This is a genomic window from Pseudomonas sp. MWU12-3103b, from assembly GCF_023100615.1.
Lineage (GTDB): Bacteria > Pseudomonadota > Gammaproteobacteria > Pseudomonadales > Pseudomonadaceae > Aquipseudomonas > Aquipseudomonas putida_A.
The window spans coordinates 83537-98736 of the sequence record NZ_JALMEY010000007.1 but is presented as its reverse complement, the minus strand read 5'-3'; the positions used below and the strand labels follow the sequence as shown (position 1 = coordinate 98736).

Sequence of the window (15200 nt, the reverse complement as noted above, 5' to 3'; positions counted from 1 at the left end):
GGATGCAGGACAAGACCATGACTCAACGCAATCTGGCTCCATTGTTGGAAAAACGCCGCGCAGCACTGGTCGATTACTGCATCGGTCAGGCTACCAGGACCCGCTACTCTTTCGTGAAAACGCCGCAGGATCTGTTCGAGCTGTTGCGCATGGACCCGCTGGACAACTACCCGGTGCAAAGTTCGTGGGTCGCCGAGGCGACCAGTTGCGCGCAGCAATTCATTCATGCGGCGTATCGCAAGCTTGAGCCGGGCTATAAAAACACGGCTTTTCCGGCGCATGAGCTGAAGCTCTGGGAGCTGTACAGCAATTACCCCGACTGGGCGGCGCTGGCGTTGATCGCGGTCTACCCGGAAAACTTCATCAACCCCTTTGTGCGGCAGCGCAAGACCCGCCTGTTCAAGGCACTGGAAAATGACTTGAATCAGGCGCGGCTGACCGGCGATTCGGTGCAGCGTGCCTCGCAGCAATACCTCAAGGCATTCGAGCAGACCTGCAACCTGGATGTCATCAGCGCCTGTCTGGATGGCGACTCGGCAAGCGATGCCACTTACTATTTCGTCGGCCGGCAGCGGGTGCAGCCGTTTCAGTATTTCTGGCGCAAGGCCGACATCGAGCTCACCGCTTCCGGTAATCCGGTCAACCCGGCGGCATGGAGTGAATGGCAACCTGTCGACATTCCGGTGGGAAATAGGGTTCTGGACATGCGGCCGCTGTTTTGGGGCGGGCGTTTGTGTCTGGTGTGGGCTGAGTGGCGCGACCCGGTGGGTATCAAGGGGAGCGAGGGCTATTTGGCCCCCAGACTGGATATCAACCTGGCGTTCATGAGCCAGAATGCAGAATGGTCGGCACCGCTGAGCTTGTATAGCGCTGATGAGGACACCAACAACAGCGACAGGAGCCTTGATTCCCGGCTGATTGCAACAACGTTTTCCGATGCAATTCACCCCAAGGGTCGCCTGGGCGTATTGCTTATCAGCCCGGCGGGTCTGAGGGTGAGCACCACCCGTGATGTGTTCTTTCGTCCGTTGCCTGAAGACGACGGCAACTGGCTTGTATATCTGGCCAGTCATCGCTTCACCGATGTCCTGACCTTGCAGCATGCACTGACGCCGAAAAATCAGCCGGTGGTCGAGATCAAGAGTGAGACCTCGGGGGATCTGACGGCTTATTACGGGCTGCAGGCGGTGTTTTCGGAGGTAGGAACAGACGACTTTCTGTGGGTTAGAGGGCTGTGCCGGGAGCAGTCTCCGGTTGGAGGTGCGAAGGTCGATTTTACCTTGAAGCTGAACAATCCGGCCGGAGATGACCCAAGAGAAACCAAAGGCCTGCAGCCCGTCTCGGGTGGTTGGGCTACTCAATGGATGAAACTGCAACGCGCGAAAGGCGGATTTACCGGGCTGGCCGAATTTACCTTGAGCGGCGAGGACCAAGGCAGCAAGACCTTTACAGTTTCACTCACCAAGATCACCCGTTTCGTACCGCCGACTCTGGAAAAGAACGCGCTGGATGCGGCGCAGTTCATCAGTTTCGGGCAGTCCGGAATGTTGCAGCGCGCGCGCTTGAACTCGCTGTTCGGCCCGGAGCTGGTGCAACTGAGCAATATTTCCGTGGATGCCGTACTCGACTGGGAGACCCAGTTCCTGACGGAACCGCCTCCAGCCGCGGGCCCGATCGCCGAACCGAACGGGGCGTTCGACGGGGCCAACGGTCTATATTTCTGGGAGCTGTTTTTTCATCTGCCGCATCTGGTGGCGGCCCGTCTGCGGGCCGAGGATCGCTACCTGGAAGCGCAGAACTGGATGCATTACGTGTTCGATCCGCAAGATTCGCGAGACCCGCAAAAACCAGGGAATGCGCCACCGAGGCCTGAATACTGGCGCTGCCGACCTTTGGCCGCTGTGGGGAATGTGGGCGTCGAAGCCATGCTGCCGACCGATCCGGACGCGATTGCCTATGCCGCACCCCAGCACTACCAGATTCTGGTGTTCACCGAGTATGTGAAGAACCTGGTGGCGTGGGGCGACTGGTACTACCGCCAGCTCACCCGCGATGCGCTGGTGGCGGCAAAATTGTGTTACGTGCAGGCGCAGTTTCTGATGGGCAAGCCGCCTTCCGCCCGGGCAGTCACCCGTTGGCAAACGCAGACGGTAGAAGCCTTGCTGAACCAGAGCGCGAGCCGCCCGGCGCTTGAGCAGTTCGAGCAGGAGCTGCAGTTTTCCCTGGCTGACATTCCTCCAGCCGTCGAAGCGTCACCGTTGATGGGCCTGCTGGCGAACGAGCCGTTCAAACTGCCGATCAATGAGCAATTGCTTGACCTGTTTGACTTGCCGGGGCAGCGCCTGAGCAACTTGCGCAACAACCTGACCCTGGATGGCAAGCCACTGGACGTTCCGCTGTTCAGCCCGCCCACCGATCCCAATCAATTGTTGCGCGATCTGGCCGCTGGCGGGGTGGGCATGCCGCGGCCGATGGGCGGACGTCTGGTGGTGGGGGCCTTTCGCTGGCGCGTCAGCTACGAGGCGGCGTTGCGCGCCGTGCAGACACTGCAGGAGTACGGCAGCCAGGTATTGCGTCTGCTGGAACAGCGCGACCGGGCGGAACAGGAAGAACTGCAGCAAGAGCACCTCAAGGAGCTGGGCGAATACGCCCGTACGGTTCAAGAGCAATCCATTGCCCAGCTTGAAGCCAGCCTCACGGCCCTCGGCCAGAGTCAGGCCATGGCCCAGCAACGGGCCGATCGATACAAAGCCTGGTACGACGAACACATCAGCGATGCCGAATACCAGATCATGGACAAACTGGCGATGGTCAAAGGGATCAACACCGGGCTACACGCGATCAAGTCTGTAGGCGCGGCATTGGCGGCTGCGCCGAACATTGGCGGCACGGCTGTCGGTGGGCATCGTTTGGAAAAAGCTGCGGATGCTGTGGTCTTTGGTCTGGAAATCAGCGCGATGCTGTTGCAGATCGACGCGGATAAACAAGCCATCACCGAAAGCTACCGCCTGCGCCGCAGAGAGTGGGAGTTGCAACGAGATCAGGCACTGGCCGAGGTCGGGGCAATCGCCGAGCAGATCACTGCGCAGACATTCGCCCTCGATGCCGCCAGAACGAGTCTGGAGCAAACCCTGCGGGCCAACGGTCAGGCACTGGCGCTCTACAACTACCTGAAGAAACGCGCGACCAACGCAGAATTGTTCGGCTGGCTGCTGGGCCAGCTCAAGGCCTTGCACTATCAGGCTTACGATGCGGTGGTCAGTCTGTGCCTGAGTGCCCGGTCGTCATTGAGTGCGGAGACCGGCGATTACGAAACCGCTGAGGCCTTGCCGCAGGTCTGGCTGGACAACCGTCATGGACTGACTGCCGGTGAACACTTGCGCGAGTACCTGTTGCGCATGGATCGTCTGTACCTGCAAAGCCATGAGCGCCGTCTGGAGCGGGTCAAGACCATTTCGCTGCGACGACTGTTCGATGACAAGGTGGATCCGCAGACGGGATTCTCCGACTGGACCCAGGCGCTGGCCGAGTTGATCGAAAAGGGCGTGCTGGAGTTCCAACTGACGCAGTTGTCATTCGATCGCGATCACCCGGGCGAGTATTGCCGGCTGCTCAATCTGGTCGAGGTCGACCTGCCCGTACTGCTCGGACCTTATCAGGATGTACAGGCGACGCTGCTGCAGGTCGGCAGCATGACCGCTACCCAGGGCTCGGCGCGCTCGGTCGAGTACCTGCATCAGCCGGCGGGCAAGGTGGCGCCGGTCGAGGTGCTGTTCAATCTGCGCAGTGGCCAGCAGATCGGTTTGTCCGTGGGGATTGCCGACACCGGCATGAACGCCGGCAAACCGGACGAAGGCTTGCTCAACCCTTTCGAGAACACCGGCGCGATCTCGCGCTGGCAATTGCACTTTCCCTGGCCGCAGAGCGAGCGGCAGGCGCCGATGCTCAAATCACTCACCGACATCATTCTGCGCGTCCGCTACACGGCCAAGGCCGGTGAGCCGACGTTTACCCTCGCTGTCAAAGATCTGGTCACCCGGGCGATCACGTCCCGCCAGTCAGGCAATATCAAAGGAGCAGGCCATCATGGTTGAACCCGTCATTCAGGCTGATGACAGTCTGGTGCTCAATGGTGATTTCCGTGAGGCCTTGAGCCATTGGGAAAAGGGGCCGGTTAACAGCCGCTGGGTTACGGTCGTGGGCGAGCCGTACGAAGGCACACAGATCAGGATGCTTTCAGTAGCAAACCTTGCCTCTGCCTTTCAGGAAATGACCGTATCTGTAACGCCGAGCGCCGGAGCCAGGTATGTGCTGAGTTTCCTGTATGAAACGCGGCATACCGAAGCGGGCCGCATGATATTCACTGATGACAGTGGAGCCACCCTTAGAGAAATCCCGTTGCCGCCCGGCAGCCCTCGTAACCTTGAAGAGGACCAGGCACGGATCAGTCAAGGGTTGCCGCTGGAATTCAGACCGCTCAAGTACAACGCCGAGCTCGATCTGCCGTTGCAGCGCCAGGACAAGATTCGCGTCACAGTGGTCGCCCCGGGTAATGCTGATCCCGAGGGCTATAACTCTCTGGTTTTGGTCACCCGCATTCGCCTGGGCGTGGAACTTGAGCCCGCGCGGATGCAGACGGTGAAGGTGGACGCGGAGCAATCGTCATCCGGCAAGCTGGTTCACCTCTGCCTGGGCGCGGACGGCAGCTTCCAGCACCAGATTGCGTTCGTACCCGACCCCGACAGCCCCTGGCTGCACACCAAAGCTGCATTGGTGAGCGATGACAATCCACAAGGCGCGGTTATCGCAACGCCTGACTGGGGCGTCGATCAACCGCTGGACTCACCGTGGATGCTGCAGTGCCCGCTGATCGGTGCTCAGGATCCTTACCTGTTCACGATGCAACTGGTGAACCAGTACACCGCCGAGCCGTATTCGATGCAGGTCTCGCTGGGGCATCACCGGCTGGTGTTCCGTGAGGTGCTGGAGGCCGCGTATTTCCCGGTGCTGGAGTTGACGCAATCGGTGCGTCTGGGGGTACGAGTGGCCTCCTGGTACACCGGTCAGTTTCTGGCCGGGCGCACGGTGACCTGGACCACCGAAGGGCTGGGGGTGCTGAGCACGACACCGACCGACGCCGAGGGCTGGGCGTATTTCGAGTATCTGCCAACGGCTGCTGGAAAACTTGCTATCCAGGCTTCGGTGGCAAGCCCCTACTATGCCAGTGGGGTGGAAACCACGACGCTGGACGTTCAGGTGCTGGCGACCGATCCATGGAAGGATGTTCTGGCGGTGGTAGACAGCAACGCCTTGCCCTGGGCGCAGAAGACCGGCTATCCCAACCGTGGCTCGACCTATCAACTGAGCGTTCGGGTGCCTGAAGTGTTACGTGGTTCCACGATGGCACTGCGTTGGGATGGCGACAGCGCCGCACAGTTGGGCGTGCAATTGCGCCCGGAGCTGGAAGCCTCGATACCTGTAGGCACAACAGACCTGAACTGGGAGTTGATCTGCCAGGACAAACTCGACGGTCGCTTCCACTTGCAGTTGCTGTGTTCGAAGCTGCTGTTGCCCTCCAGCAGAAAACCGATGTCACTGGCCCGCAATCTGGTGCGCATTGGCGACGTTCAGGAGGCCAACAAATTTCCCGTGGTGGACGAAGGCGAAAGTGTTCTGTTGCGGGTGCAGGTGGTGCATGTGGTCACCGGCGGCAACGGCGATCCGGTCAACAATGCACGGGTGGACTGGCAGACTCCCGAAGGCACGATTGCCACCCGATCGGGGATCGGTGGCTGGGCCAGCGTGTTGTATCAACCGAGCCGCGACGGTGAGCTGGTGGTGACCGCTCGCGTGCGGGCGCATGACGAAGCGGTGCCGGTGGAGCGACCGTTTGCAGTGAAGGCGCTGCAGAGCAGCCCCTGGAAAGGCAAGATCAAGATCCTGTTTGACGGCAATGAGGTTGACCTGACCGAATTGGGCTTGCTGTGCTGGCGCGGTGAGCCGCACACCTTGCGGATACAACCCACGCCCGGCAGTTCGCTGATTGGACAGATGATCACGCTGCAATGGCGTGGCGAGCCGCCGGGGATCGGCTTGACCGTCTCGGATATCGGCAAGCCGCTGATGCTTGAGCCATCGGGGCTGGAATGGCGCTTCAGTTCGCAGGTCGCGTCGAGTACCAGCAGCCTGTTCAGCCTGACCTTGAGCAGCCCCGGGCTTACCGCGCCCCGGGAGTTGTTCGGTCGGCTGATCTCCACAGAGCTTATGGATGAACTGACGTTGATGCTGGACCAGGTGACTGCGACAAACGCCAGTCAGAGAATGTTTCCTTGCATCGGGGCCACGCACACCTTGCGCTATCTGCCCAATGCCTTGAGCCCGCTGGTGGGTTTGCAGGCAACGCTGGTGTGGCAAGGCACCCCGGCTGATGACCTGGAAGCGAGCATTGAACCGCCACTCGATCAAGCTCAAAAAATCAGTGATGGTGGTGTTGGCTGGAGTCTGGATTTCACCTCGAGCAAGGTCTCCGGCGCCTTTAGTGTGGGGCTTTTCTTGTCTGCCCTGGATCGCTCCATGAGCACCAATCCGATGCAGCTCGCTCACAACAAGCTGCGAATCGAAGACTGGCGTGAGTCAGCGGTTGACGCCGTCATCGGCAAGGATAAAGCCTGGAGCTGGGTCAGGGTGGTTTCGGCATTCACCGGGCAAGCGGTGGCGCAGGTGGCGGTGCAGTGGAAATCCGCTGACAGTTCAGACAGCGTCGTCAGCGACGAACTGGGCTGGTCCGGGTTTGGCCTGGTGCCGAGCAGTCACGGTCAGCAGAACGTCGTGGCCAATGTGCACAGCCCGTTCGATGGCTATGAAGAGCAACGTGCCCTGTCCTTTACGGCGCTTGCCCGTAACCCTTGGGAGGATGTGCGGGTGCGTTTCGATGGGCATGATGAACATCCATGGGGCAGTCACACGTACTTTCCGCGACGCAATGGCTCACATGCCATCGAAGTACTGCTTCCGGATGGCAGCCCGTTGTTCGACCAGGAACTGACCTTGGGCTTGACCGGCACCGGCCCTGCGGAACTGGGGCTGAGTTTCGAACCTGCGCTCGGCGCATCACGCCTGCCCTCGGCAATCGGTTTGCGCTATTCCCTGCGTTGCGCCGACCTGAAGGACGGTGGCTTCGCGCTGCGCCTGGGAGCGGAGCGCCTCGCCAGCCTGTCACCGGCCAATGCGATGTCGCTGGGGGCGGGCGTGCAGGTATTGAAATTTGCTGCCAGTAGCAGTCTCCAGCATGTGCTGGAGTGGGGGCAGGAACTGGTCGAGCAGGTCACCGTGGTTTCGTCCATCACCGGTAAGGGCATCGCGGGGGTGGTCGTCACCTGGCGCAACAACGACTTGGGTACAGTCACCAGCCAGACCGACTTTTATGGTGTGGCCCGTGTACGGTTCAAACCCCAGACCCCGGGTGCGGCGGTGGTCACGGCTACGTTGGAGGACGCCGCGTATCTGGAGTCAGTCGAGTTGCCGTATACCTTGCAGGAGCCGCGGGAAATTATTGAGCTGATCATGATTCGCTCCGCCAATTATCCGGGCGCTGAAGTGGAAGCCCAAGTGACGGTCGTGTCGGCCATTGACCGGCACCCGCTTGGCGGCGTCGAAGTCATGTGGGACCTTGATGCTGTGGCACTTCCATCGGCGGTTACCGATGCAATGGGCAAAGCGACTGTGCGGTTCGACCTCGCCAGGTCAGGCGAGCTGATTTTGTCGGCGGTGGTACGCGGTGGCTTGGGTGGATGGGACAGCGCGTTGCTCGCGTTGGATGTCGAGATCGGGCCGGTCATTGACAGATTTGCAGTTGGCCCGGCAGTGGTTTATCCCAATGATTATGTTTCAGGCCAAGTGACAATTGTCAGTTCGAGCGACGGTCGAGGTTGGGGCGGGTTGACCGTCGATTGGAATGTCAACGGCGAAATCAGATCGACTGTTACCAGCCCTGCGGGTGTGTCCACTTTGAATAACATACGTGTGCATGAATCGGGATTATTCCCTGTAACGTGCTCGGTCGCCGGTTATCCGCCATCAAGCTCGGTCAATATCGAAGTCGTAGGGCCAGAAGCACCGCGAATCAGCAATTTCGTGAGACCCCGGCCAGATCTTTTTGAAGTGTTCATCACTGATGGCCGGAAGGTGCCGCTTGAGCGAAAAACCGTTTTCTGGCGCCTCGACGATACTGCATACGAACCGACAATCACCGGGCCGGATGGCAAAACCATAAAAGTGTTCAATTTTATCAGCGGTCGCAGAGTTTATGTGGGGATCGAAATTGGTATGAGCAGTCGTCTTTACGAAAGGGGCATCGACCTCTAAGCCGGCAGAGTGCGATGTGCGGATTGTTACATGACCCCAGCGCGCTTCCAGTTGAGGTAGCGGTTAACCAGCCCTGTGCTCAATTCGTCAGGGCGCACATCCAGCACCTGAACTGCATGAGCATTCAACTGCTCATGCAGCTCGGCCCGGGCATTGAGGTAATCCACCGTGCCGCAATAGGCCAGTGCTTCGGGCAGCGTTTGTACCGGGGCATTGCGCACGCGGTCGAGGGCTTCCTCGCGCAGGCTGACCACCAGCACTTGATGCTGCTGGCTCAGACGTTTGACGCTGGCGAGAAGGTCTTCGGTGTCCTCGTCACGCAGGTTGGTCAGCAGCACGATCAGCGCCCGGCGCTTCTGTCGGGCCAACAGCTGGCTGGTCGCGGTTGAATAGTCGGCAGGACGCTGACTGCTGTCCAGATCATAAACGGCGTTGAGCAGGACCTTGAGCTGACTGGAACCCTTGATCGGCGCGAGAAAACGCGGTTGCGCGACGGCGAAGGTGCTCAGCCCCACGGCATCGCCCTGACGCAGCGCGACATGGCTCAGCAGCAGACACGCATTCAGCGCATGGTCGAAATGTGACAGCTCGCCATCCTGGCTGCGCATTTGCCGGCCGCAATCGAGCATGAACATGATCTGTTGATCACGCTCGTCTTCATACTCGCGGGCAATCGGCGTGCGCTGGCGGGCGGTGGCTTTCCAGTCGATCTGGCGCAGGCTGTCGCCTTCGCGAAATTCGCGCAACTGATGAAATTCCTGACCCTGCCCGCGACGCTGGCGCTGGCGCACACCGAGCTGGCTGAGCCAGTTGTCCACCGCCAACAACTGCCCACCGTAGAGCTTTGCGAAGTCCGGGTAGACGCGGATCTCGCCGCTCACGGCGAGCAGGCGTTTGCCTGTCCACAGACCGAACGGGCTGGGCAGGTTGATTTCGCAATGCTCGAAGCTGAAGTGCCCGCGCTTGAGCGGGCGCAGACGGTAGCCGACCGCGCTGAATTGCCCGGGTTGCAGTTCAATCGCCAGCGGCAGGTTTTCGAAGCTCAGGCCCTGTGGCACGTGGTCGAAAATCTCCACCGCGACCGGCTCGATGAAGTCATGGCTGAGCTGCAGCCGCACCTCGCTCCAACGGCCGAGTGCCAGGCTGCCGGGCATCTGCCGCTGGATGCGCGGCGAGGGCAGGTTGTTCAGGCGCAGCGCATCGATGATCGCCAGCACCAGCAGGGCCAGGAGCAAGCCCCAGTTGATCGACAACAGCGTGGCGGGTACGTCGATGTCGAGGGCTTGCAGCGTGCCCAGCAGCGTGCCGACGGCCAGCAGAATCGCGAGCCAGATCAGCAGCAGGCGTGACGGTTTCACAGGCGTGGCGCCGGCACTTGGTCGAGCAGTTGCTGCAGCACCTGATCGACCTGCAGACCTTCGATGTCCAGCTCCGGCGCCACTCGCACCCGATGGCGCAGCACCGAGAGCGCGCAACCCTTGATGTCATCGGGAATCACGAACTCGCCGCCGCGCAGCAACGCACGGGCGCGGGCGCATCGCACCAGCGCAATCGAGGCACGCGGCCCGGCGCCGAGGGTCAGGCCGGGCCAGGAACGGGTGCTGCGCGCCACCCGCACCGCGTAATCCAGCACTTGATCGTCAATCGGCAAGTCGCTGGCGATGCGTTGCAAGGCCTGCACGTCCTTGGCTTGCAGGACCGTGCGCAACGGCTGCACGTCGAGCATGTCGGCGCGGGTCGAGCGGCTGACCTGACGCACCATGTTCAACTCCTGTTCGGCCTCGGGGTAATCCATGCGCACCTTGAGCATGAAACGGTCGAGCTCGGCTTCCGGCAAGGGGTAAGTGCCTTCCTGCTCGATCGGATTCTGGGTGGCGAGCACCATGAACGGCTGGGCGATCGGCAGCGCCCGACCTTCGAGGGTGACCTGACGTTCCTGCATCGCTTCGAGCAACGCAGCCTGGGTTTTTGCCGGGGCACGGTTGATCTCGTCGGCCAGCAGCAGGTTGGTGAACAGCGGCCCCTTGCGCAGCTTGAACTGCTCGGTGTGCAGGTCGTACACCGCGTGGCCGGTGACGTCGCTGGGCATCAGGTCCGGGGTGAACTGGATGCGCGTGAACTCGCCGCCAAAGCAACGCGCCAGCGCCCGTACCAGCAAGGTCTTGCCCAGCCCCGGAACGCCCTCAAGCAGCACGTGGCCGCCGGCGATCAGTGCGGTCAGCACATCGTCGATCACGCTGTTCTGGCCGATCAGGGCCTTCTGCAATTCGCCGCGCAGCGCTTGCGCCAACTGGCTGGCACGCTGGCGTTGCTGGGCGGCGTGGCTGGCGCTGCCGGGCTCGATCTGTTCACTCATAGCGTGTTCCTCAAGGTTTGCAGGTGGGCCACCTGGCGACTGAAATCAGCGCTGCTCATGCGCTGTTTCGGCACCGGGCTGAGGGCCTGACTGATGGCGCGGGTCGGCTGTCGGGTCAGGCGCGACAGCACCAGCCATTGCTCGGCCACGTTCAATTGGTCGAAGCCGGGATAGCGGCGGCGGGCGCGGCGCAGCACGTCCTGTTGCAGGGCTTGCAACAGCGTGTGCTGACCGTTTTGGCGCAGGATGAAATCGGCACTGGCGCGCAGGTGTTCCTGCAACTGCCGGCGGCCACTCGGGGCGGGTGCCTGCAGTGGTCCATGGCGCACAGCAACGTGCCACAGGCCGAGGCCGATCAGTGCCAGCAGAGCGACGATGGCTTGCGGGAAGTAACGCCAGAGCAAGGTCAGCAGACCGTCGTGTGCGGTGTTGAAAATCAGCGTGACGTCGGTGTCGGCGCTCAGGTACCAGAGCAGCCAGGCGTTGTCGTGCTTGCTGATGGCCGGGGTTTTCCACAGTTCGGCATCGGTGACCACGGTGATCGAGCCGAGGCCGTACGGCAGTTGCATCATGTGCGTGGCCTTGGCGCTGTTGGCCCAGGCCTGGGCGAGATTTTTCGGATCGTCCAGATGGAACGCGGTGTCGAAACCGGCGTAGGCCGGCGCGTCCTCGTCTTCCAGGTAGAGCTTGGTCAGATTCGGGTACGGATCATCGGCCAGCTCCGCCGGCGGCTCCTTGAGGTCCTTGCTCAGGGACTGGTGCAACTGCACCCGATCCAGCAACAGATCATCGCTTTGTCTGGCCTGCTTGTCCCACAGCGCTTCGGCCACGAACACCAGGCGCCCACCGGCGCGGGCCCAGTTCAACACCTGATCGACCTGCCGCGGGGTCATGCGCGAGCGCTCGCCGAACAACAGCAGGGTGTGCCGACGCGGATCGATATCGGGCAGCACCGCCAGTGTTTCGGCCTGGCCGACGTTGAGGCCGCGCTCGCGCAAAAACAGTTCTGCCGCCAGATAAGGATTGGCCTGCGCCTGGGGCGAGGGACCGTGATCGATCACTTCCTGATAGGGCCGCGCCTTGAGGTACAGATAAACGCTCAACGCCGCGAGCAGGGCGACCATCAGCCCGCCGAGCAGCCACGCGTTGCGCCGGTTCAAGCGCGCGCTCCCTGCTCGAACAAGGCGCGCCAGCCGTCACACAGTTCCTGTTGCAGATGTGCCGCCGGCACGCGGTGCCCGTAGGCCATGTTCTGCCAGTGCAGCGTCAGGGTGCGACTGAACGCCAGCAGTTCAGGGCGCTGCAATTGCTCGACCCGCAGCAGCACCTGATGCTCGGTGTCTGCAGGTTTCAAGGTCAGGGCAAAGTCGTGCAGCAGACGGCTGAGCAAGCCGCGATAGAGCAGGCCCAGCGCCGCGCGCGGCTGGGTCTGCCAGAGTTGTTCGGCGCTGGCGGCGATGTCGTCGGGCAAGGACTGCGGGGTCAGGTCCAGGCCAAATGCTTGTTGCGGCGCAGGTGGCCTGACGCGGGCGGGCAGCTTCGGCCGGCGACTGACGAAGGTGCTCAGGAACTCGCGATAGCGCCAGATCAGCCAGCCCACAGCGGCGATCAACGCTCCCCACAACAACACTTCAATCAGGCCGGCCAGCGCATTGAAGCGCTGACTGTCCAGCCAGCCGAGCAGGGTTTTCAGCCATTGCGGCGCCTCGCCGGGTTTGGCTTCGGCCGGGGCTGCCGGATCGTCGCCAAAGCGATAGCGGGTCACGCTTTCCTTGTTCTTGAATGGCGGTTGTTCGAGCAGCGCCTTGATGCTGTCGTGCGCAGCCTGACTGGTCAGCGGTTGGTGCAACAGGCGGGGTGCCTCCGGTGCGCTGGCGGGATCGGCTGCAGCCCATACGGGTGGCACCGCCGGCAGCAAAAGACAGACCGCCAACAGCAAACCCAGAGCGCTGCTGTTCAAACGCTGGCGCAAACGACGGAATACCAACTCGATGTCCCACGCTTCCAGTGCGGTGCGCCGGTTCAGATACAGGCTGAAACCGCAGGCGACATAAATCGGTTCCCAGACCACCAGCACCAGCGCGTAGAAAGCGTTAGTCAGGTGTTCCAGCCAACGCCAATGGTGATCGGAGTCGAGGATCAGCGATTGCCAGTCCCAGTCGGTTTCAATCTGCTGCGGCAGCAGCATGTAGAACAGCACCATCAGGCCGATCCACAGTGCGGTCTCCAGATGCATGCCGATGATCGTCAGCCATTGCGCGGCGCCGGCATTGCGTTGCAGCAACACTTGCAAGCGTTGCTGGCGAGCGGTGCCGTCGAGGCCTTCGAGTTGCACCACCGGCAGCAGGAAGCTGCGACTCAGGCTCAGCCGGCGCCAGGTCAGGCTGGCCAGCCATTGTGGTTTGAGCAGTCGAGGAAATTCGCGCAGGGCCTGTTTCAGTGTCGGTGTTTCGCCGAACAGGGCTTTGGACAGGATGTACAGCGGCAGACGTTCGTAGGCTGGTTTCAGCCACCAGAAAATGAATACTGCCAGCGACGGCGAATCCCATAGCAACAACGTCAGCACCGCGAACAGCGGCAGGGTGACGATGGCCCAACTGGTCATCAGCAGGCGTCGATGCTGCTGGCTCATGAGCACGCCAAGGTCCATGGCTTCCCAGGTGCTGCGCGGACGGATCGCCACGGTGGCATCACTCAGGCGCATGGCGTGTCCTTCCGGCGAACAGCAGATAGGCCGCTACTGCGAGCCACAATGCGGCACCGACCGCATATTTGATCGGCGGTGTGACCCCGGTCTTCGACGACCAATACGCTTCGATGAATGCTGCGATCAGCAGGAACAGCATGACCCCGCACACCAGCAGCACGCTTTTGCGCGCCGCCTCCACCAGTGCTTCACCACGGGTCAGCCGCCCCGGTGCAATCACTGCCCAGCCGAGCTTTAGCCCCGCCGCGCCCGCCAGGGCAATGGCGCTCAGCTCGAAGGCGCCGTGGCCGATCACGAACGACCAGAACGTCTGGCCAAAACCGATTTCGGTCAGGTGCCCGGCCACCGCGCCGATGATCAAGCCGTTATAGAACAGGAAGAACGCGCTACCGACGCCCAGCAGCAAACCGCTGGCGAAAGTCTGAAAGGCGATGCCAATGTTGTGCATCACGTAATAGCCGAACATCACCCAGTCTTCGCTGGCCGCCCGTTCGGCCGAGCGCCCGAGGTGCCCGGCCACCGGGTCGTACATGCTTTGCATGTCGCGCACCTGTTCGGCGGGGATCAGGTTGTAGATCAGTTCGGGAAAGGCATACACCAGCAAGGCAAAGCCGATCAGGCTGCCGAAAAACACCAGACCAGCGGCCAGCACGAACGGCCATTCGGCACGCACCAGTCGAGGAAAGTCAGCGAGGATGAAACCCAGGAGGTTGGCGCCGAATCTCCTGCGGTGCCGATACAGCTGCTGGTGGCCGCGCAACACCAGTTGTTGCAGCGAGTCGATCAGAAAACTGCTGTAGCCACGCGCCTGTGCCAGCGCCAGATGCTGGCAGAGGCGTCGATAAGCCTTGGGGAAACTGGCTGCCTGCGAAGTGTCCTTGCCATGTTCGAGGCGTTCGAGGGCCAGGATGAAGCGCTCCCATTCGGCCTTGTGACGAGCTTCGAAAAGACTCTGCTTCATGTCGGACCCAACAAGCCACGGGCGATACCATTGAGTTCGCTGACCGCTTTGGGCGCCGAGATGTGCAGCGGTTGGGCGAGCAGCGCGGCCAGCTCATTGACCCGCGCCGGCGACAGTTCAGCCTGACGTTCGGCGAAGGCGAGCAAGGCGCGTTGTTCGCCGAGGTTGAGCGGCACGGGCGAGCTGCGTGGCTGGGCGTCAGGTAATTGCGGGCGGAGCAGGGCGCGTTCGCTGTAGACCACCAGCGTGCCGGCGGCGATGTCGCCGAGGCGTTTGAAGGTCGGGTGTTGCAGGCAACTGATGGCACCGAGGAAATAGCCGAACGGCAGCAGATCGACAAAACGCAGCAGGTTGCGCAGCAGCGAGGCCGACCAGCCGATCGGTGTGCCGTCATCGTGGATCACCCGCAGGCCCATCCATTGCTTGCCCGGCGAACGGCCCTGACGCAACACTTCGAACAGCACCATGTACCACCAGCTGACGGCAAACAGCAGCAGCGAACCCAGACCCATGCCGAGCTGGCCGAGAAACGCCAGCAGCAGAAACAGCACGCCGAGGATGGCCCCGCGAATGCCCAGGTCGATACCGAAGGCGAGGCTGCGCACCATCAGACCGGCCGGGCGCAACGGCAGGTCGATGCCCTCCGGGGTTTCCACTTGATAGCGGGTATCGAGTGGCGGGTTCAGCGGTGCTTTCCGTGGCAGTGCTGTGTTCTCGAGCATGGGCTACCTGATGGGGCCGGATCGGGATGCGAAGTCGGTCCGATGCTAGCAGCCTCTTGGGGGAAAACGACATAACTATGTATTGCACAT

General features: G+C 61.7%; 8 protein-coding genes. 2 read left to right on the top strand and 6 right to left on the bottom strand.

Annotation, left to right across the window (positions count from 1 at the left end):
• Positions 1-17: 17 nt before the first annotated feature.
• A complete protein-coding gene (locus M0808_RS13230; RefSeq protein WP_247841384.1) occupies positions 18-4094 on the top strand; it encodes a neuraminidase-like domain-containing protein in 4077 nt (1358 codons plus the stop codon).
• Entirely contained in the window at positions 4087-8364 is a 4278-nt protein-coding gene (locus M0808_RS13225) for a hypothetical protein (protein WP_247841381.1), read from the top strand. The genes M0808_RS13230 and M0808_RS13225 overlap by 8 nt, the downstream gene beginning before the upstream one ends.
• 26 nt (positions 8365-8390) lie before the next feature.
• Here M0808_RS13225 and M0808_RS13220 read toward each other — a convergent pair whose 3' ends face one another.
• The 6 genes from M0808_RS13220 to M0808_RS13195 are packed head-to-tail and all read right to left on the bottom strand — an operon-like array spanning position 8391 to position 15110.
• On the bottom strand, positions 8391-9722 hold the full coding sequence (locus M0808_RS13220; protein WP_247841380.1) for a DUF58 domain-containing protein: 1332 nt from the start codon (positions 9720-9722) through the stop codon (positions 8391-8393).
• Complete coding sequence (locus tag M0808_RS13215) at positions 9719-10720, bottom strand: MoxR family ATPase (RefSeq protein WP_247841378.1); 1002 nt, start codon at positions 10718-10720, stop codon at positions 9719-9721. Before M0808_RS13215 ends, M0808_RS13220 begins: the two co-directional genes overlap by 4 nt.
• On the bottom strand, positions 10717-11880 hold the full coding sequence (locus tag M0808_RS13210) for a DUF4350 domain-containing protein (protein WP_247841376.1): 1164 nt from the start codon (positions 11878-11880) through the stop codon (positions 10717-10719). The genes M0808_RS13215 and M0808_RS13210 overlap by 4 nt, the downstream gene beginning before the upstream one ends.
• The gene (locus M0808_RS13205; RefSeq protein ID WP_247841374.1) at positions 11877-13424 is read right to left on the bottom strand and encodes a DUF4129 domain-containing protein; all 1548 of its coding nucleotides are present in this window, start codon (positions 13422-13424) and stop codon (positions 11877-11879) included. The genes M0808_RS13210 and M0808_RS13205 overlap by 4 nt, the downstream gene beginning before the upstream one ends.
• Complete coding sequence (locus M0808_RS13200) at positions 13411-14388, bottom strand: stage II sporulation protein M (protein WP_247841372.1); 978 nt, start codon at positions 14386-14388, stop codon at positions 13411-13413. Before M0808_RS13200 ends, M0808_RS13205 begins: the two co-directional genes overlap by 14 nt.
• Entirely contained in the window at positions 14385-15110 is a 726-nt protein-coding gene (locus M0808_RS13195; RefSeq protein WP_097085974.1) for an RDD family protein, read from the bottom strand. The genes M0808_RS13200 and M0808_RS13195 overlap by 4 nt, the downstream gene beginning before the upstream one ends.
• Positions 15111-15200: the final 90 nt, after the last annotated feature.